Origin of the sequence: Streptomyces sp. NPDC058469 (assembly GCF_042721125.1) — a bacterium.
Taxonomy (GTDB): Bacteria; Actinomycetota; Actinomycetes; order Streptomycetales; family Streptomycetaceae; genus Streptomyces.
In genome coordinates, this window is the sequence record NZ_JBHXME010000036.1 from 10,757 (window position 1) to 28,219 (window position 17,463).

The following is a 17,463-nucleotide window of genomic DNA, read 5'->3' on the forward strand; positions in this document are numbered from 1 at the left end:
TCGGGGCCATTGTATTTGGGGGGTTCTATTTCGGGAGGCACCCCCCCCGCCACCCCCACCCAACCCCCCCGCCACGGGGGGGGGCGGGTGCCACCCCCCCCCCCCCACGCCCCCGTCGACTTCGTCCGCTCAACCCCGCCAGGGCAGCTCCGCCGTGATCCGGGTAGGCCCACCCACCGGCGAGTCCACCACCAGGATCCCGTCCACCGCACCGAGCCGCCCGGCAAGACCGGCCAGCCCCGAACCGCCGGAGGCATCCGCACCGCCCACCCCGTTGTCCACGACCTGCAACATCAGCCGGTTCTCCACCCGCCACACGTCCACCGCGGCCCAGGTCGCCTTCGCGTGCTTGCTGATGTTCTGCAGCAGCTCGGAGACGGTGAAGTACGCGATCCCCTCGATCGCCGCCGCCGGCCGCGCCGGCAGGTCCACCTCCACCTGTACCGGCACCGTGCACCGCGAGGCCACGGACGACAGGGCCGCGTCCAGCCCGCGGTCCGTCAGCACCGCCGGATGGATCCCGCGCGCCAGATCCCGCAGTTCCTGCAGCGCCGTCTTCACCTCGCCGTGCGCCTCGCCCACCATGCGCGCCGCGGCCTGCGGGTCCTCGGTCAGCTTCTCCTTCGCCAGCCCCAGATCCATGGCCAGCGCTACGAGCCGAGCCTGCGCCCCGTCGTGCAGATCGCGCTCGATCCGCCGTAGATCCGCCGCCGCCGTGTCGACCACGACACCCCGGTCCGACTCCAGCTCCACGACCCGCGTCGCCAGCGTCGACGGTCCGAGCAGCCCGTGCACCATCAGCCGGTCCACCATCGTCAGTGCCCGCACGATCCACGGCGTGGCCAGCGTGAACAGCAGTCCCACCAGCGCGGTCACGGTGATCTCGAAGGGGTTGTCCAGATAGATCTGGTGGTGCTCGTCACCGTAGAGCTGGAGGCCGCCCTGCCCGCCGTACATCGGGAACACCCAGAACCACAGCGGGTACGTCAGCAGGGCCCAGCCGTAGGCCCAGAAGTTGAGGGCGACGACGAAGGAGAAGACCGCCCACGGGAAGTGCAGCACCGCGTACAGCAGGTGGCGCCAGGACGTGCCGCTCTTGAGGACGGCGCCCATCCAGGCCATCGGGCCGTGCTTCTTCATGCGCAGCGGCTCGGGGTCGGCGACGTCCAGGTCGAGCAGCCGCCGTGCCCGCGCCCGCTCCAGCGCGCCGAAACCGCGGCAGCCGGCCAGCGCGGCCGCCAGGACCGGCACACCGAGGAACGTGATCAGCAGGCCCGCACCGAGCGACACCATCGTGACCGCGTAGGTGAAGAGCAGGATGCTGATCGGCAGGCTCAGCAGGACGTATCCGAACTCCCGCCAGCTGCGCGCCTCCAGGGGTGCGCGCAGCGCGGTCGGCAACCGGTGCCGGCGCCTCTCGTCGAGGTCGAACGTGCCGTGCGTTCCGTACCCCTGCCCGTACTCCGTGGCCATTGACGTCGTCCCGTTCTACTCGTTTCCGCAGCCGTGCCAGCCGTGCTGTCGTATCTCCAGACTGCTCGACCGCAGGTCCGCGAACCATGGAGTCCGTCGGCCTCTCGGGAGGGGGGTTTTCCCTACCCCGGCTTCCCTACGTCCGACCTCGGCTTCCCTGCGCCCGGCTTCCCTGCGCCTCCGGCCTCGCTACCCCCGGCTCGGCTCGGTGGTCCGTTCGCGCCAGGGCAGTTCCGCGGTGACGGTCCTAGGGCCGCCGGGCGGGAGTCGAGGACGAACAGGCCGTCGACCGCGCCGAGTCGGTCGGCGAGGCCGCGCATGCCGGTGCGGTTGTGGAGGCGTGTGGGGTGGGGGCGCTGTCTCTGGTCGCCCGGCTAGGCGGTCCGCTCCCGCCATGGCAGCTCCGCCGTGACGGTCGTCGGGCCGCCGGGTGGGGAGTCGAGGACGAAGAGGCCGTCGACGGCGCCTAGTCGGTCGGCGAGGCCGCGCATGCCGGTGCCGCCGTCGAGGTTGGCGCCGCCGCGGCCGTCGTCCCAGACCTGGATGAGCAGCCGGTCCTCCGACCGCCACACGTCCACCGACGCCGTACGGGCACCGCTGTGCTTGCTGATGTTCTGCAGCAGCTCGGAGACGGTGAAGTACGCGATCCCCTCGATGGCGGCCGCCGGGCGCGCGCCCAGATCGGCGGTCACCTTCACCGGCACCGTGCAGCGCGAGGCGACGGAGGACAGAGCGGCGTCCAGCCCGCGGTCCGTGAGGACAGCGGGATGGATCCCGCGCGCCAGATCCCGCAGCTCCTGCAGCGCGAGTTTCACCTCGCCGTGCGCCTCGTCGACCATCGCGGCGACCTGCTCGTCGGCCTGGCCCTCCAGCAGCTTCTCCTTGGCCAGCCCCAGCCCCATGGCCAGATTGACCAGCCGGGCCTGCGCCCCGTCGTGCAGATCGCGCTCGATCCGCCGTAGATCCGCCGCCGCCGTGTCGACCACGACACCCCGGTCGGATTCGAGCTCGGCGATACGGCGTTCCAACTCGTCGGAGGGGGAGAGGAGGCCGCGCACCATCGCGCGGTCCGCGTTCGCCAGCCCGCGTGCGATGAACGGCAGCACCGGCCACAGCACGAACAGCGAGGTCAGCGTGATGGTGAAGGTCACGATGCCCCACGGCAACCGCATCCCGTCGTACAGCACCGTCCGCCAGCCCACCGGATCCTTCAGCGCCATCCACACCCGCTGCAGCAGCCCGCCGCCCTTGCGCCACGGCAACGGGCTCGGCTCGTCGATCCGCACCCCGAGCAGCCGCCGGGCCCGGCCCCGCTCGAACTTCCCGATCAGCCGCTCGCCCATCAACCCCAGCGCGAGCAGCGGAAACCCGACCACGGTGACGGTCAGCCCGGCGCTGATGAAGAGCATCGTCACCACATAGACGAAGCCGAACACCGACACCGGCAGGTTTGTCAGGAGATGTGCGATCTCCTTCCAGGTGTGTCTGTCGTAGGCGAAGCGGGCCGGCGGCAACGGCTCGTCGAGCTCGCCGCCGGGTGCCGCCGGGTCGGCGTAGGGAATGCGTACGGTCATATGGGCCAGCGTGCCGCGCGACGCGCCCCAGCGCCATGAGGTCCGCCGCCCGGGTCTGCTGGGGAAAACCCCACCACGGCATCTCAGGGTGATCTCAGGGGGAGCTCAAGGCGTGACGGGCTGCTTACCGTCCCTTTAACAGGGCCTAGACTCCCGTGCGTACAGATCGTCGAACACAGAGTTCACATGGGTCACCGGGGTAGCGGCGGTGTGGCGGCGGCGTATCGGGCCGAACTGCCGGTCGCCGGTGGTCGGTCGCCAAGGATGAGGAGGGGTCGGACTTGCGGGAGATGTTGCCGGGGACCTTGCCGGACACCTTGGGGACCTTGCGGGAACCGACCGTGGTCGTCGCGGCGGACTACTTCCGGTCCTACTCCGTCGTGGGACTGCTCGCCGTCGTCGGCGTGCTCTTCGTCGCCGTGGCCTTCGGCGCGGGCCGCCTGCTGCGCCCGGTCGTCCCCACCCCCGAGAAACTCCTGACGTACGAGTGCGGCGTCGACCCCGTCGGCGAGGGCTGGGCCCACACCCAAGTCCGGTACTACGTCTACGCGTTCCTGTACGTCATCTTCGCCGTCGACTCGATCTTCCTCTTCCCCTGGGCCACGGTCTTCGCCGCGCCGGGCTACGGCGCGACCACCCTCGTCGAGATGTTCATCTTCCTCGGCTTCCTGACCGTGGGCCTGCTGTACGCATACAAGAAGGGCGTCCTGGCATGGACGTGACGCCAGACATGACTTCGGCCTCTTCCTCTTCCCCGGCTTCCCCGGCCTCTTCCCCGGCTCATTCTTCGCCGGAGCCGGTGTACCTCCCCGAGCCGAAACGCCTGGGCGCCCTCGCCCGCCTCGCCCCCGAACCGATGAAGGTGGTCCTCAACTGGGGCCGCCGCTACTCCCTCTGGGTCTTCAACTTCGGCCTAGCCTGCTGCGCCATCGAGTTCATCGCCGCGTCCATGGCCCGCCACGACTTCATCCGCCTCGGCGTGATCCCCTTCGCGCCGGGCCCGCGCCAAGCCGACCTGATGGTCGTCTCCGGCACGGTCACGGACAAAATGGCCCCGGCCGTGAAACGCCTCTACGAGCAGATGCCCGAGCCCAAATACGTCATCTCCTTCGGCGCGTGCAGCAACTGCGGCGGCCCGTACTGGGATTCGTACTCGGTCACGAAGGGCGTCGACCAGATCATCCCGGTCGACGTCTACGTCCCCGGCTGCCCACCCCGCCCCGAAGCCCTCCTCCAGGGCATCCTCAAACTCCAGGAGAAGATCGCCCGGGAGTCGCTGGGGGAGCGGTATGGGGTGTCGGGGGGCCGGGCTTCTACGGCGGCGCTGCAGAGCGGGTTGGTGTCGGCTCCGGCTCCGGTGCCGGAACCGGTGTCGGGAACGGTGCAGGTGGCTGGTGGGGGGCCGGGCTCGGCCGGTGCGGGCTCGGAGGGCGAGGGTGCGGGTGCGGGCGCGGAGTCAGGGTCGGCGGGTGCGGGCTCAGGTTCGGGTCCGTCCTCCGACTCGGGCTCCGACTCGGGCTTGGACTCCGGCTCCGGCTCCGGCTCGGGCTCCGGCTCCGGCTCCGACTCCGACTCGGGCTCCGACTCGGGCTCCGACTCGGGCTCCGGCTCGGGCTCCGGCTCCGGCTCCGGGTCGGGGGATGCCCGATGACCGCCGTCGGTTGGCTGCCCGCTCCGGTCGAGGAACTGTTCGGTACGGAGGCCACGGCCGAGGAGTCCTACGAACTCCTCACAGTCGACGTACCTCCCACCACGTGGCTCACCGCCCTGCGCACCGCCCGTGACGACCTGGGCTGCACCTACTTCGACTGGCTGAGCGCGGTCGACGAACCCGGCACCGGCTTCCGCGTCTCCGCCCACGTCGTGGCGCTGTCACCGGTACGCCGACTCCTCGTCCGTACGACAGTCCCGCACGAGACCCCGGTACTGCCCACCGCCGTCGACGTCTACGCGGGCGCCGCCTGGCACGAACGCGAGACGCATGAAATGTTCGGCGTCGACTTCGAGGGCCACCCGGCACTGGACCACCTCCTCCTCCCGGAAACCTTCGAAGGCCACCCCCTCCGCAAGGACTTCGTCCTCGCAGCCCGAGTCGCCAAGGCCTGGCCCGGCGCGAAGGAACCGGGCGAGTCCGACCACGGCGCCCCCAAACGCCGCCAGATGCTCCCGCCCGGCGTCCCCGACCCGAACGAGTGGGGCCCGTTGAAGGGCCAACTCCCTGCGGCCCCGGCTCGCCCTGCCCGGGGTGCGGCACGGGCGGCGGGCGAGCGTCCGGTGCGTGGGGCGGGGGAGCGTGCGGTACGGGCGGAGGGTGAACGTCCGGTGCGTGGGGCGGGCGAGTCTCCGGGACGTTCGGGGGGTGAGTCTCCCGCACCTGCGGCGGGTGACGGTCCGGTACGTGCGGCTGGCGATCGCCCTGTGCGGCGGGCCCGTTCGGCTTCGGAGGGGTCGGTGAGTCAGGGGGCGTCGGCTGGGGGTGAAGTGCCTTCGGTTGGGGGTGCGGTGCCGCCGGCTGGAAGTGCAACGCCGACTGCTGAGGGTGCGGTGTCATCTGCTGGGGACGCGGTGCCACCAACCGGGGGTGAGGCGCCGTCGGTTGGGAGTGCAACGCCGACTGCTGAGGGTGCGGTGTCATCGGCTGGGGGCGAGGCGCCACCAACTGAGGGTGAGGCGCCGTCGGTTGGGAGTGCAGCGTCGTCGGCTGGAGGCGCGGTGCCGTCGGCCGGGAGGGAAGCGTCGTCGGTTGAGGGGGCAGCACCGGCGAGTGAGGGTGCGGTGCCGTCGACCAAGGGGCAGGGTCAGGCTCAGTCGGCCGAGGGTGTTCACGCCCCCGCGGTGCCGCCTGCGGGGGCGCGCCGGGCGCGTAGCGCGAGCGAGGGTTCGGTGAGCCAGGGGCAGGGCGAGGGCCCCGACCGGGAGACCGGTGACGGGTCCAGTACCGGTCGCGGGGAGCAGGGTTCGGGAACCCCGGCTGCGCCGCGCCGCGCACGCAGCGCCTCGGAGGGCTCGGCGAGTCAACAGGGGACGGGCGCGGCACCCTCTCGCCGGTCGCGCAGCGCGAGCGGCGGCTCGGCATCGCAACAGGCGCAGGCACCGGCACCGGCACCGGCGCAGGCACCGGCACCTGCGGCGGAACCGGAATCGACACCTGCGGCGGAACCGTCACAGGGACCGGCACCGGCACGAGAGGGCAGCACCGCCCAGCCCCCCACTGCTCCCCGCAGCGCAGACGCACCGTGGCACAACGCCCGCCCAGCCTTCGACGAGCCTGAGCCTGAAGCCAAGCCGGAGTCCAAGCCCGAGCCCGAGCCGGAGTCCAAGCCCGAGCCCGAGCCGGAGTCCAAGCCCGCGTCCGAACCCGAGCCCGAGGCCAAGCCCGAGCCCGAGCCGGAGTCCAAGCCCGCGTCCGAACCCGAGCCCGAGGCCAAGCCCGAGCCCGAACCGAATCCGAGCCCTGCCAAGAGGCCGGCCGACGGACCGACAGCCGAAGCCGACTCGCCTGCAATTGAGCCAGCCCCGCCCGCCACGGAGCCAGCCCCGCCCGCCACGGAGCCGGACTCGGACGCCACCGAGCCGGACTCGGACGCCACCGAGCCGGACTCGGCCACAACTGCACCTGACTCGGACGCAGTTGAACGGACCGATTCGCCCCCCACCACCGAAGACCCCACCCGCGAAGGCCCCACCCCCGAAAACCCAACTCCCCAACCCTCAACTCCCCAGCCCTCAACTCCCGACACCCCCGCAGGAGGCCCGCAGTGAACGACGTGCTCGACGTCGCCCTGCGACTCCTGATCGTCTTCGTCGTCTTCCTCACCTTCCCCCTGATCGTCGGTCAGACCGAGCACAAGGTGATGGCCCACATGCAGGGCCGCCTCGGCCCCATGTACGCCGGCGGCTTCCACGGCTGGGCCCAACTCGTCGCGGACGGCGTGAAGTTCGCCCAGAAGGAAGACATCGTCCCGGCGGGCGCGGACCGCCGTATCTTCCAACTCGCCCCCGCCGTCGCCCTCCTCCCGTACCTGCTCGTCCTCCTCGCCATCCCCATCGGCCCGAGCGAGGGCGCCGTCGGCCAGGTCCTGGACGCGGGCATCTTCTTCGTCCTCGCGGTGATGGGCGTGAGTGTCCTCGGCTCCCTCATGGCCGGTTGGGCCTCCGCCAACAAGTTCTCCCTCCTCGGCGGCCTCCGCACCGCCGCACAGCTCCTCGCCTACGAACTCCCCATGCTGCTCACCGCCGCCTCCGTGGCGATGGCAGCGGGCACGGTCTCCCTCCCCGGCATCCTCGACGCCTTCCACTGGTGGTGGCTGCCCTGGCAGATCGTCGGCGCGATCGTCTTCTTCGTGGCGGGCCTGGCGGAACTCCAGCGACCTCCCTTCGACATGCCCGTTGCCGACTCCGAGATCATCTTCGGCGCCTACACCGAGTACACCGGTCTCCGCTTCGCCCTCTTCCTCCTCGCCGAGTACGCCGGAATCGTCGTCCTGTGCGGCCTGACCACCGTCCTCTTCCTGGGCGGCTGGCACGGCCCCTGGGGCGCGGACGGCCTCGGCTGGGTGTGGACCCTGCTGAAGACCGCGCTCCTCGCCTTCGTCGTCATCTGGCTCCGCGTCACCTATCCCCGCCTGCGCGAGGACCAGCTCCAGAAACTCTCCTGGACCCTCCTCGTGCCCCTCTCCCTCGCTCAGATCGCCCTCACCGGCATCGTGAAGGTGGTGTTCCTCTAATGGCCCCGATCCCCGGCTCCGGTCTGGCCAAGGGCCTGGCCGTCACCCTCCGGACGATGACGAAGAAGACCGTCACCGAGCAGTACCCGGACACCCAGCCCGACCTCCCGCCCCGCACCCGGGGAGTTATCGGCCTGTTCGAGGAGAACTGCACGGTCTGCATGCTCTGCGCCCGCGAGTGCCCCGACTGGTGCATCTACATCGACTCCCACAAGGAGACGGTCCCGGCGGCGGCCCCCGGCGGCCGCGAGCGCAGCCGCAACGTCCTAGACCGCTTCGCCATCGACTTCTCCCTGTGCATGTACTGCGGTATCTGCATCGAGGTCTGTCCTTTCGACGCGCTGTTCTGGTCCCCGGAGTTCGAGTACGCCGAGACCGACATCCACGAACTCACCCACGAACGCGACAAGCTCCGCGAGTGGATGTGGACCGTCCCGGCCCCACCCGCCCTCGACCCCGCCGCCGAGGAACCCAAGGAGATCGCCGCCGCCCACAAGACCGCCGAGAAGCTGGCCGCGATTCAGGCAGCCCAGGCCGCGGAAGCCGCGGAGGCTATGCAGACCGCGGAATCCGCAGCGACCGCAGAGACCGCGCAGACCGACCCCGTCGACCCCACCGAGCCGCCGGAGGGAGAGTCGTGACCCTCGCCGATACCGTCGCCGTGACCGCCACGGCAGCCGCCGCCGCCCCCCACACCCACGGCTTCCTCTCCCCGACCGGCGTAGAGATCGCCTTCCTCCTCGTCGGCCTGGTCACCTTCGGCGCCGCCCTCGTCACCGTCACCACCAAGCAGCTGGTGCACGCCGCCCTGTGGCTCGTGGTGACCCTCGGGGGTCTGGCCGTCGAATACCTCCTGCTCGCCGCCGAGTTCATCGCCTGGGTGCAGGTCCTCATCTATGTCGGTTCCGTCGTCGTCCTCCTTCTCTTCGGTCTGATGCTCACCAAGGCCCCCATCGGCCGCTCCCCGGACGCGGACTCAGGGAACCGCTGTGCCGCCCTAGCCGTGGCCGTCGCCGCCGCGGCGGCCCTGGTCTGGGTCGTCGTCGACGCCTTCCGCGCGACCTGGATGGACCTGGACGGCCCGGCCGCCGGCTCGACCGCGGTGACCGGCGCGAGCCTGTTCCAGAACTGGGTCCTCCCCTTCGAGGCCCTCTCCGTCCTCCTCCTCGCGGCCCTGGTCGGCGCGATCGTCCTGTCCCGCAAGACGAAGTCGGAGCTGAGCTCTCCCCCTGTGAACTCCCGGCGCACGACCGGTAGTTCCCCATCCGTCCCGGATTCCCGTAATCACACGTTCAGGCGAAATAGCCGGTCTCAAGGCAACGATCCGACCAGGCGGGACAACCGGACCGAACGGAACACCCGGTCAGAGCGGAACGACCCGACCGAGCGGAACGACCCGACCGAGCGAAATGACTCGGCCGAGCGGAACCTGACCGAGCAGAACAACTCCACTGAGCGGAACAACGCCACCGAGCAGAAGGGAGCCCGCTGATGCACCTCGTCTATCCCGCCGTGCTCGCCGCCCTCCTCTTCTGCACGGGCATCTACGGCGTCCTCGCCCGCCGCAACGCGATCCTCGTCCTGATGTCGGTCGAGCTGATGCTCAACGCCGTCAACCTGAACCTGGTCGCCTTCGACGTCTGGCTCAGCAGGACCGCCGAGGAGAAACTGCACTCCGGCCAGGCCCTGACCCTGTTCACCATCGCCATCGCCGCCGCCGAGATCGGCATCGGCCTGGCGATCGTCCTCGCCGTCTACCGCGGCCGCGGTACCTCGGACATCGACAAGTTCCGCGACACCGCCGAGGGCCACGAATCCGACGGTCCGGACGGCCCCGGCGGCGCCAATCCCGGCGGCTCCGACAGCACCGGCGGGTCCAGTCCCGGCGGCTCTGACAGCGACGGCACCGAGCCCCCCGCGGCCGAGAAGGCTGAGGCCACCGCGTGACCACGACCACCCTCGCCGTCCTCGTCCCCCTCCTCCCGTTCCTGGGCGCCGCGGCCGGCCTGCTCCTGGGCCGCATCGCCCCCGGCTACGTCCGTCCGCTCGCCGTCCTGCCGACGCTCGCCGCGCTCGCGCCGGCCGCGGTCGTCGCCGTACGCCAGGGCGGCGACGCGGCCATCGACTCCGCCACCGAACTCACGCCCACCGGCTCGGTCCCCGTCGAACTCGCCCTGCACATCGACGGCTTCGCCGCCCTCGTCGCCGTCCTGGTCGCCTTCGTCGCGACCTGTGTGCAGATCTACTCGACGGGCTACCTGCGCGACGACCCGCGCTACCCCTCGTACGCCGCGCTCGTCTCCCTCTTCACCTCCGCGATGCTTCTCGTCGTCTACTCCGGCGACCTGATCGTGCTGCTGGTCGGCTGGGAAGTCATGGGCATCTGCTCCTACTTCCTCGTCGGCCACTACTGGGAGACCCCGGAGGCCCGCGCCGCCTCCATCAAGGCCTTCCTCGTCACCAAACTCGGCGATGTCCCCTTCCTGATCGGCCTGTTCGCGCTCGCGACCGACGCCGGGTCCTTCCGCATCACCAAGGTCCTGAGCACCGTCGCGAACGGCGGGCTGCACCACCCGACGCTGATCGCCCTGCTGCTCCTGGCCGGCGTGGCGGGCAAGTCGGCGCAGTTTCCGCTGCACACGTGGCTCCCCGACGCGATGGCCGGTCCCACTCCCGTCTCCGCGCTGATCCACGCCGCGACGATGGTCGCCGCCGGTGTCTACTTCGTCGCCCGTCTCCTCCCGGTCTTCGAGGCCTCCTCGGCCGCGATGGTCGTCCTCGCCGTCATGGCCGCCGTCACGATGGCCGGCTCGGGTCTCGCCGCGCTCGCCCAGGACGACATCAAACGCGTCCTCGCCTACTCGACGATCGGCCAACTCGGCTACATGACCGGCGCCCTGGCCGTCGGCGACCGCGGTGCCGCCGTCTTCCACCTCCTGTCCCACGGCGCCTTCAAGGCGCTGCTCTTCCTCGCGGCCGGCGTGGTCATCCACGCCTCCGGCACCAACTCGCTGGCCGCCATGTCCCGCATGGGCAACCTGCGCGCCCGCGTCCCCGACGCCTTCTGGACGATGACCGTGGCGCTCCTCGCGCTCGCCGCGATCCCGCCCTTCAGCGGCTTCTTCTCCAAGGAGTCCGTCCTCGGCGCCGCCGAACACGCGGCCACCGGAGACACCGCGCACATCCCCGGCGTCGCGGGCTGGATCGTCCTCGTCGCCGGCCTGCTCGCCGCCCTCCTCACCGCCGCGTACGCGACGCGCCTGTGGCTGCTCGCCTTCCACGGACGGGGAGTTGAAGCCCCCGACCACGGCAGGCAGCCCGTGGCGATGAACGCCGTGCTGTGGGTGCTCGCCGTCCCGTCCCTCGCCCTGGGCGGACTCGCCTATCGCGTGCTCCCCGACTGGTTCGACGGCCGCGACCTGACCCCGACGCTCACCACCTCGGTGCTGGGCACGGGCGTCGCCCTCGTCGGCGGCATCCTCACCTACGGCGCCTGGCGGCACACCACCGCGCTCGTGGCCCGCGCACCGCTGGGTGCCGTCGCGGCCCACCCGGAGGGCGATGCCGGACTCGTCGAGGCCGAGGCCATCGCGAGCCACACGCCCGCCTACGGAGACGTGGCATCGGCACCCGACCCGGCGGATCCGGGCCGCCTCCTGCTCGGCCCGCTGCACCGCCACGCGGCCACCGGCTTCCACCTGGACGCCGTCTACGCGGCCCTGTTCGTCCGCCCGGTGCTGGCCGCGGCGAGTCTCGTCCGGTTCCTCGACCGCGAGGTCGTCGACACCTACGTACGGGGTGCGGGCACCCTGCCCCGCCTGCTCGGAGCCGCCGTCAGGCGCGCCCAGACCGGCAATCTGCAGACCTATGTGAGCGCGCTGCTCGCCGGCACCGTCGTCCTGACGGTCGCCGTCCTCCTCGTCGCCACGGGAGCGTGAGCAGGCGTGATCGATATCAACGAGTCCGTGATGCAGGTCCTTCTGGCGTTCATCGTCGTCGGCCCGCTCCTCGGCGCCGTCACCGCTCTGCTGCCCGCTCCGCCCGGGCTGAAGGGGAGGTCGCCCGAGCAGGCCGTACTACGGCACGGCGTCACCGTGACCGGCGTTATCCTCATCGCCGCGATCGTCCTCGCGCTCGGCTTCGACCACGCCCATCCGTCGAAGATGCAGGCCACGACCGACATCAGCTGGATCCCCGCACTCGGCGTGCGCATCCACCTCGGCATCGACGGCATCTCCCTCCCCCTCCTGGTCCTGACCGCGCTGCTGACCTTCCTCTGCGCGCTCTACTCCTACTTCAAGATGCCTGCGGGCCCGTCCCCGAAGGCATTCGTCGCCCTGATCCTCGTCTTGGAGTCCGGCACCCTCGCCACCTTCGCCGTCCTCGACCTGATCCTCTTCTTCCTCGCCTTCGAGACCGTGCTCATCCCGATGTACTTCCTCATCGCCCGCTGGGGCGGTGCCCAACGGACCCAGGCCGCCTGGAAGTTCATCCTCTTCACGCTGCTCGGCTCCGTCGTCATGCTGCTCGGCCTGCTCCTGATCGGAATCAAGGCGGGCACATTCGACATGGTGGCACTCGCCACTGACAACGGCCGGTCGCTGTCCACATCCGTGCAGGTCATCGCCGTTCTGGCGATCGGGATCGGGCTCGCGGTCAAGACGCCGATGTGGCCGCTGCACAGCTGGCTGCCCGACGCCCACACCGCCGCCCCGACCGTCGGCTCGGTCCTGCTGGCCGGCGTGATGCTCAAGATGGGCACGTACGGGTTCGTCCGCATCCTGCTGCCGATCGCCCCTGACGGCATGCACACCTTCGCGCCGTACCTCGCCGCCTTCGCCGTCGTCGGGATCATCTACGGCTCCCTGGCCTGCCTCGCCCTCGCCAGACAGGGCGCGAGGGGCGACCTCAAGCGCCTCATCGCCTACTCGTCCGTCGGCCACATGGGCTTCGTCCTGCTCGGCATCTCGACGATGACCCCGACCGGCGTGAACGGCGCGCTGTTCGCCAACATCGCCCACGGCCTCATCACCGGCCTCCTGTTCTTCCTCGTCGGCGCCCTCAAGGACCGCACGGGCAGCACCGACCTCGACACCCTCGCAGAGGAGACCGGCGCAGCCCTCTACGGCAAGGCACCACGCCTCGGCGGCCTGCTCGCCTTCGCAGCCGTCGCCTCGCTGGGACTGCCCGGACTCGCGGGATTCTGGGGCGAGATGCTGGCGCTGTTCGGCGCGTTCAAGCCCGCCGCAGGCCTCAGCCGCCCCGCGTTCCTCACCTTCATGGCGATCGCGGCCTTCGGCACCCTGCTGACCGCCGCGTACATGCTCGCCGTGGTCCGCCGCGTCTGCATGGGCGCCGTGGCGCAGGAAGCGCCGAAGCTCGCCGACGTCCAGACGTACGAGTTCGCGGCCTGGACCCCGCTCGTCGCCCTCACCGTCGCCGCCGGCCTGTGGCCGAAGGCACTCCTCGGCCTGACCGACCCGGCCGTGCAGCAGCTCCTCGCAGGAGGCACCCGATGAGCGCCCTGGCCCAGCCTCTCGCGGAGTCGATGGTCCAGTCCGTCGACTGGCTCGCGATCGCACCGCCCACCATCACGGCGGTCGTCGGCCTGGTGGTCCTCGTCGCCGACCTGTTCCTCCAGGAGGCCAGAAAAGCGCTCCTGGGCTGGGTGTCGGTCGCGGGCCTGGCAGCCTCCGCATTCATGCTGCTGCCCCTCCTGGACGGCGACCGCGCCACCTTCTGCCTCACCGGCGACGCGACCGCCTGCAGCTACACGGCGGACCGCTTCACCCTGGTCATCCAGTTCCTGGTCCTCGGCGGCGCCCTCCTCGCGGCCCTCCTGTCGATCACCACCCTGAAGGACGCCGACAAGGGACTCCCCGAAGGGGAGTACTGGTTCCTGCTTCTGTCCTCCGCCGCGGGCGCCGCTCTCCTGCCCGCCTCCCGAGACCTCGCGACCCTGATCGTCGCCCTGGAGGTCGCCTCCCTGCCCGCCTTCGCCCTCGTCGGCATCCGGCACGGCGACAAGAAGTCCGCCGAAGCGGCCCTCAAGTTCTTCCTGTCCTCGGTCACCGCGACCGCGGTCAGCCTGATGGGCGTCAGCTTCGTGTACGCCACCACAGGCACCCTGTACCTCACCCGGATCGCCGACCGCATCCAGCACGTCGACGGCCAGTTCCACACCCTCGCCCAGACCGGCGTCGCCCTCACCCTCATCGGCTTCGCCTTCAAGACGGCAGCGGTCCCCTTCCACTTCTGGGTACCCGACACCTACGTAGGGGCGCCCCTCCCGATCGCCGCCTACTTGTCGGTCGTCGGCAAGGCGGTCGGCTTCTCCGGCCTGATCCTCCTCACCGTCGTCGCCTTCCCGTCGTACGCCGACGTGTGGGGCCCGGCACTCGCCGCACTGGCCGCCCTCACCATGACGGTCGGCAACCTGGGCGCCCTGCGCCAGCAGGCCACGCGCGCGTACAGCGCGGTACGGCTGCTCGCCTGGTCCTCCGTCGGTCAGGCCGGCTACCTCCTGGTGCCGATCGCCGCCGCCGCGTACTCCAAGGACGCCCAGAAGTCGATCGGCTCCACCGTCGCCTACGCCCTCATGTACGCCGCCGTGAACCTCGGCGCCTTCGCGGTGGCCGCACTGGTGGGCCGTAGAAGAGCACTCAATCGCGTCAGCGACTACCGCGGCCTGTACGCGTCGAACCCGCTCGCAGCCCTGCTTCTGGCCTTCTTCCTGCTGTGCCTCGCCGGACTGCCGCCCGGCGTCATCGGTCTCTTCGCCAAGGTCACCGTCTTCTCGGCGGCCGTCGACGCGGGCCTGGGCTGGCTCGCGGTCGTCATGGCCGTCAACGTGGTGATCGCGCTCTTCTACTACCTCCAGTGGACGGCCCTGTTGTTCCGCGCCCCGGAGGGCGAGCACGCCAAGCACCGCGTCCCCGCACCCCTCACCGCCGCGCTCGCCCTCACAGGCGCCCTCGGAATCGCCCTCTCCGGAGCACCCCAACTCGTCCTGCGCTTCGCCGACACCGGACTCTTCTGAGCCACCGGCACATACCACCGTCCTCACCCGGACGGCCCACCCCCGGCGCCGCACGCACAAGGGAACTAGAGCCCCCCGCCTGGCGTTGACCAGTACGGGAGGGTCCACTGGACGTGACACCACGACACCGGTGGCATCAGAGATCAGCAAGCAAAGGGTTCCCCTGCTGCACGATTTGGAGGGCGTACCGTGCACCGCCGGCACAACGGGCTCAGGACCGCAGTTCTCCTCGGGGGACTGTCCGCACTCATCATCGTCATCGGCAGCTTCTTCGGCCGCACGGGGCTCGTCGTAGCGGTCGTGATCGCGCTGGGCACGAACGCGTACGCGTACTGGAACAGCGACAAACTGGCGCTACGCGCGATGCGCGCCCGCCCGGTGAGCGAGTTCGAGGCCCCGGCCCTGTACCGGATGGTCCGTGACCTCTCCACCCAGGCCCGCCAGCCCATGCCGCGCCTGTACATCTCGCCCACGGAGGCCCCCAACGCCTTCGCGACGGGCCGCAACCCGCGAAACGCCGCCGTGTGCTGCACCGAGGGCATCCTGCGCCTCCTGGACGAGCGCGAGCTGCGCGGAGTCATCGGCCACGAACTCAGCCATGTCTACAACCGCGACATCCTGATCTCGTCGGTCGCCGGCGCTCTCGCCTCGGTGATCATGTTCCTGGTCAACTTCGCCTGGCTGATCCCGATCGGCCGCTCGAACGACGACGACGGCCCCGGCATCCTGGGCATGCTGCTGATCATGATCCTGGGTCCCCTCGCGGCCAGCCTCATCCAGTTGGCCATCAGCCGCTCCAGGGAGTACGAGGCCGACGCGTCCGGCGCCCAGCTCACCGGGGACCCCCTCGCCCTCGCGAGCGCGTTGCGCAAGCTCGACGCCGGCACGAAGCAGCTTCCGCTGCCCCCGGAGCCCCGCATCGAGACCGCGAGCCACATGATGATCGCGAACCCCTTCCGCCCGGGCCAGGGACTCTCCAAGATGTTCTCGACACACCCGCCGATGGCGGAGCGCATCGCCCGGCTCGAGAAGATGGCAGGTCGCCCCCAGTGAAAACCATCCTGAACGTCATTTGGCTCGTCCTGAGCGGCTTCTGGCTGTTCCTCGGGTACCTGCTCGCCGGCGCGCTGCTGTGCATCACCATCATTGGCATCCCGTTCGGCATCGCCGCTTTCCGTATCGGCGTCTACGCCCTGTGGCCCTTCGGGTACACGACGGTCGAGCGCCGGGACGCGGGCGCCCCCTCGTGCGTCGGCAACGTCCTGTGGCTGATCCTCGCGGGCTGGTGGCTGGCCCTCGCACACATCGTCACCGGCATCGCCATGTGCATCACGATCATCGGAATCCCGTTCGGCATCGCCAACTTCAAGCTGATCCCGGTCTCGCTTTTCCCCCTGGGCCGCGAAATCGTGCCCACGGACCAGCCGTTCGCCACCCGCTGACGGCGGCCAGCGGTGGGGGCGCCGAAGTACGTCCTGCTGTCGTACGACGAGGGGGCCGAGTCCACCGGCGAGCACGCCTACGAGGAGACCTGGGCCCTGTGCGAGGACGCAGCCGACCTCTTCGCCGACCCGCCCCCACCCGCGCGCGGGACGTACGAACTGCTCGGCTGCGCGCCCGAGGGCAACCTGCGAACAGCCCTCGCACGCGCGCGTGCCGACGGTTCGGCACCGCTCGGCCTGCTCACCCTGGAGACCCTCGACAAGACCGGCGGGGGAGAGGGCGAGTGGTGGCTGGAGGACGTACGCGTCGTAGGCGACCGTCCATGCGCCCGTGACCTGTCGTTGAGGGACATCACCGTCGAGGGCAGACAGTCCGACGACAACCCCTACGACTATCCACAGCGCCCGCCCCTGTCCCCGGGTTATCGGGTACTGGGCGCGGACGGCCAACCATGGGGCGGCTGCCGGGACTTGGTCCACATACAAGAGGGGTGCACCGAACAACTGGAGCCTCCTCTCCGCCTGTTGGGCTGCTCCCCGCGCGGTGCGCTGAGGGCGGCACTGGACGCCGGGGAAGAGGACTTGGGCCACGCCAAGGTGGTGCGTATCGACGCGTCCGGCCGGTCCGTGCAGCCCGCCGCCGAGGGCGAGTTACGGGCCTGGATCCCGTCCGCGCGCGGCCATGGCCTGGTCGACCTCACCCTCGACCCATGGTCGGAACGGCCACCGCTCGCGGCCCGGGAGGTGTGGGACCTGTGGGGCGAGGGCCGCCCCTCCGAGCCCAACCGCTGGGCCGGTTGCGACGCCGACGGCCGCCGATTCTGGCTCGACACGGCCCTGGCGAACCACACCCACACCCACACCCACACCCACACCCACGCCCACACCCGCGCCATCCCTGACCGACCGCCGGGCACCATCTACCACCTCGACGGCAGACACATCACCGACCCACCCGGCTTCTTCTGCGCCCTGGGCGAGGCGGTGAACGGCCCGGCCGGATACTTCGGTTGGGGCCTGAGCGCCCTCGACGACTGCCTGCGTGGGCGCCGGGGCGCCGAGCCACCCCTCACCCTTGTCTGGCACGACGCCGCCGTAGCCCGCGCCTGCCTCGGCGTCACCCCGCACACAGGCCCACGCCCGCCGACGTTCGAGGAACTGCTCGCCTTCCTCGCCGAAAGGGCCGTCGACGTCCGCCTGGCCTGACG

The 17,463-nt window shown here is 70.7% G+C and carries 14 protein-coding genes and 1 pseudogene; 13 read left to right on the forward strand and 2 right to left on the reverse strand.

From position 1 onward, the window contains the following. Window positions 1-129 precede the first annotated feature (129 nt). Window positions 130-1,473, reverse strand: a complete 1,344-nt coding sequence (locus tag ACFWP5_RS18020) for a sensor histidine kinase (protein WP_384156801.1) — start codon at window positions 1,471-1,473, stop codon at window positions 130-132. Window positions 1,474-1,847: 374 nt separating this feature from the next. Next, window positions 1,848-3,047, reverse strand: coding sequence for a sensor histidine kinase (locus tag ACFWP5_RS18025; RefSeq protein ID WP_384156803.1), 1,200 nt, complete (start codon window positions 3,045-3,047; stop codon window positions 1,848-1,850). A gap of 290 nt (window positions 3,048-3,337) precedes the next feature. Here ACFWP5_RS18025 and ACFWP5_RS18030 point away from each other — a divergent pair, with 290 nt between their 5' ends. From ACFWP5_RS18030 to ACFWP5_RS18090, 13 genes and pseudogenes are all read left to right on the forward strand, one after another. Continuing rightward, a complete protein-coding gene (locus tag ACFWP5_RS18030; protein WP_384156936.1) occupies window positions 3,338-3,769 on the forward strand; it encodes an NADH-quinone oxidoreductase subunit A in 432 nt (143 codons plus the stop codon). 8 nt (window positions 3,770-3,777) lie between these two features. Further along, window positions 3,778-4,527, forward strand: a pseudogene (locus tag ACFWP5_RS18035) (NADH-quinone oxidoreductase subunit B); the annotation flags it as partial. Between the two features lie 167 nt (window positions 4,528-4,694). Then, window positions 4,695-6,809 carry an NADH-quinone oxidoreductase subunit C gene (locus ACFWP5_RS18040; RefSeq protein ID WP_384156806.1) on the forward strand — a complete coding sequence of 705 codons (2,115 nt, stop codon included), beginning with the start codon at window positions 4,695-4,697 and terminating at the stop codon, window positions 6,807-6,809. Further along, window positions 6,806-7,774: an NADH-quinone oxidoreductase subunit H gene (locus ACFWP5_RS18045; protein WP_384156809.1), complete on the forward strand. Its 969-nt coding sequence runs from the start codon at window positions 6,806-6,808 to the stop codon at window positions 7,772-7,774. The genes ACFWP5_RS18040 and ACFWP5_RS18045 overlap by 4 nt, the downstream gene beginning before the upstream one ends. Then, window positions 7,774-8,415 (forward strand): NuoI/complex I 23 kDa subunit family protein, encoded by a 642-nt coding sequence (locus tag ACFWP5_RS18050; protein ID WP_384156812.1) that lies wholly within the window; start codon window positions 7,774-7,776, stop codon window positions 8,413-8,415. The genes ACFWP5_RS18045 and ACFWP5_RS18050 overlap by 1 nt, the downstream gene beginning before the upstream one ends. Continuing rightward, complete coding sequence (locus ACFWP5_RS18055; RefSeq protein ID WP_384156815.1) at window positions 8,412-9,266, forward strand: NADH-quinone oxidoreductase subunit J; 855 nt, start codon at window positions 8,412-8,414, stop codon at window positions 9,264-9,266. The genes ACFWP5_RS18050 and ACFWP5_RS18055 overlap by 4 nt, the downstream gene beginning before the upstream one ends. Continuing rightward, window positions 9,266-9,721, forward strand: a complete 456-nt coding sequence (gene nuoK, locus ACFWP5_RS18060) for an NADH-quinone oxidoreductase subunit NuoK (RefSeq protein WP_384156818.1) — start codon at window positions 9,266-9,268, stop codon at window positions 9,719-9,721. Before ACFWP5_RS18055 ends, nuoK begins: the two co-directional genes overlap by 1 nt. Next, window positions 9,718-11,712, forward strand: coding sequence for an NADH-quinone oxidoreductase subunit L (locus tag ACFWP5_RS18065; RefSeq protein ID WP_384156821.1), 1,995 nt, complete (start codon window positions 9,718-9,720; stop codon window positions 11,710-11,712). Before nuoK ends, ACFWP5_RS18065 begins: the two co-directional genes overlap by 4 nt. A gap of 6 nt (window positions 11,713-11,718) precedes the next feature. Then, the gene (locus ACFWP5_RS18070) at window positions 11,719-13,293 is read left to right on the forward strand and encodes a NuoM family protein (RefSeq protein WP_384156824.1); all 1,575 of its coding nucleotides are present in this window, start codon (window positions 11,719-11,721) and stop codon (window positions 13,291-13,293) included. After that, window positions 13,290-14,813 (forward strand): NADH-quinone oxidoreductase subunit N, encoded by a 1,524-nt coding sequence (locus tag ACFWP5_RS18075; RefSeq protein ID WP_384156827.1) that lies wholly within the window; start codon window positions 13,290-13,292, stop codon window positions 14,811-14,813. Before ACFWP5_RS18070 ends, ACFWP5_RS18075 begins: the two co-directional genes overlap by 4 nt. Before the next feature lie 189 nt (window positions 14,814-15,002). Further along, complete coding sequence (gene htpX / locus ACFWP5_RS18080) at window positions 15,003-15,866, forward strand: zinc metalloprotease HtpX (RefSeq protein WP_384156830.1); 864 nt, start codon at window positions 15,003-15,005, stop codon at window positions 15,864-15,866. After that, complete coding sequence (locus tag ACFWP5_RS18085) at window positions 15,863-16,255, forward strand: YccF domain-containing protein (RefSeq protein WP_266860840.1); 393 nt, start codon at window positions 15,863-15,865, stop codon at window positions 16,253-16,255. The genes htpX and ACFWP5_RS18085 overlap by 4 nt, the downstream gene beginning before the upstream one ends. Before the next feature lie 12 nt (window positions 16,256-16,267). Then, the gene (locus ACFWP5_RS18090; RefSeq protein WP_384156834.1) at window positions 16,268-17,461 is read left to right on the forward strand and encodes a barstar family protein; all 1,194 of its coding nucleotides are present in this window, start codon (window positions 16,268-16,270) and stop codon (window positions 17,459-17,461) included. The last annotated feature ends 2 nt before the right edge of the window (window positions 17,462-17,463 follow it).

Bases quoted from the DNA above. Each gene is read 5' to 3' on its own strand.
- ACFWP5_RS18020 (WP_384156801.1), bottom strand. From the start codon at position 1,473: ATGGCCACGGAGTACGGGCAGGGGTACGGAACGCACGGCACGTTCGAC.
- ACFWP5_RS18025 (WP_384156803.1), bottom strand. From the start codon at position 3,047: ATGACCGTACGCATTCCCTACGCCGACCCGGCGGCACCCGGCGGCGAG.
- ACFWP5_RS18030 (WP_384156936.1), top strand. From the start codon at position 3,338: ATGTTGCCGGGGACCTTGCCGGACACCTTGGGGACCTTGCGGGAACCG.
- ACFWP5_RS18040 (WP_384156806.1), top strand. From the start codon at position 4,695: ATGACCGCCGTCGGTTGGCTGCCCGCTCCGGTCGAGGAACTGTTCGGT.
- ACFWP5_RS18050 (WP_384156812.1), top strand. From the start codon at position 7,774: ATGGCCCCGATCCCCGGCTCCGGTCTGGCCAAGGGCCTGGCCGTCACC.
- nuoK (WP_384156818.1), top strand. From the start codon at position 9,266: ATGCACCTCGTCTATCCCGCCGTGCTCGCCGCCCTCCTCTTCTGCACG.
- ACFWP5_RS18075 (WP_384156827.1), top strand. From the start codon at position 13,290: ATGAGCGCCCTGGCCCAGCCTCTCGCGGAGTCGATGGTCCAGTCCGTC.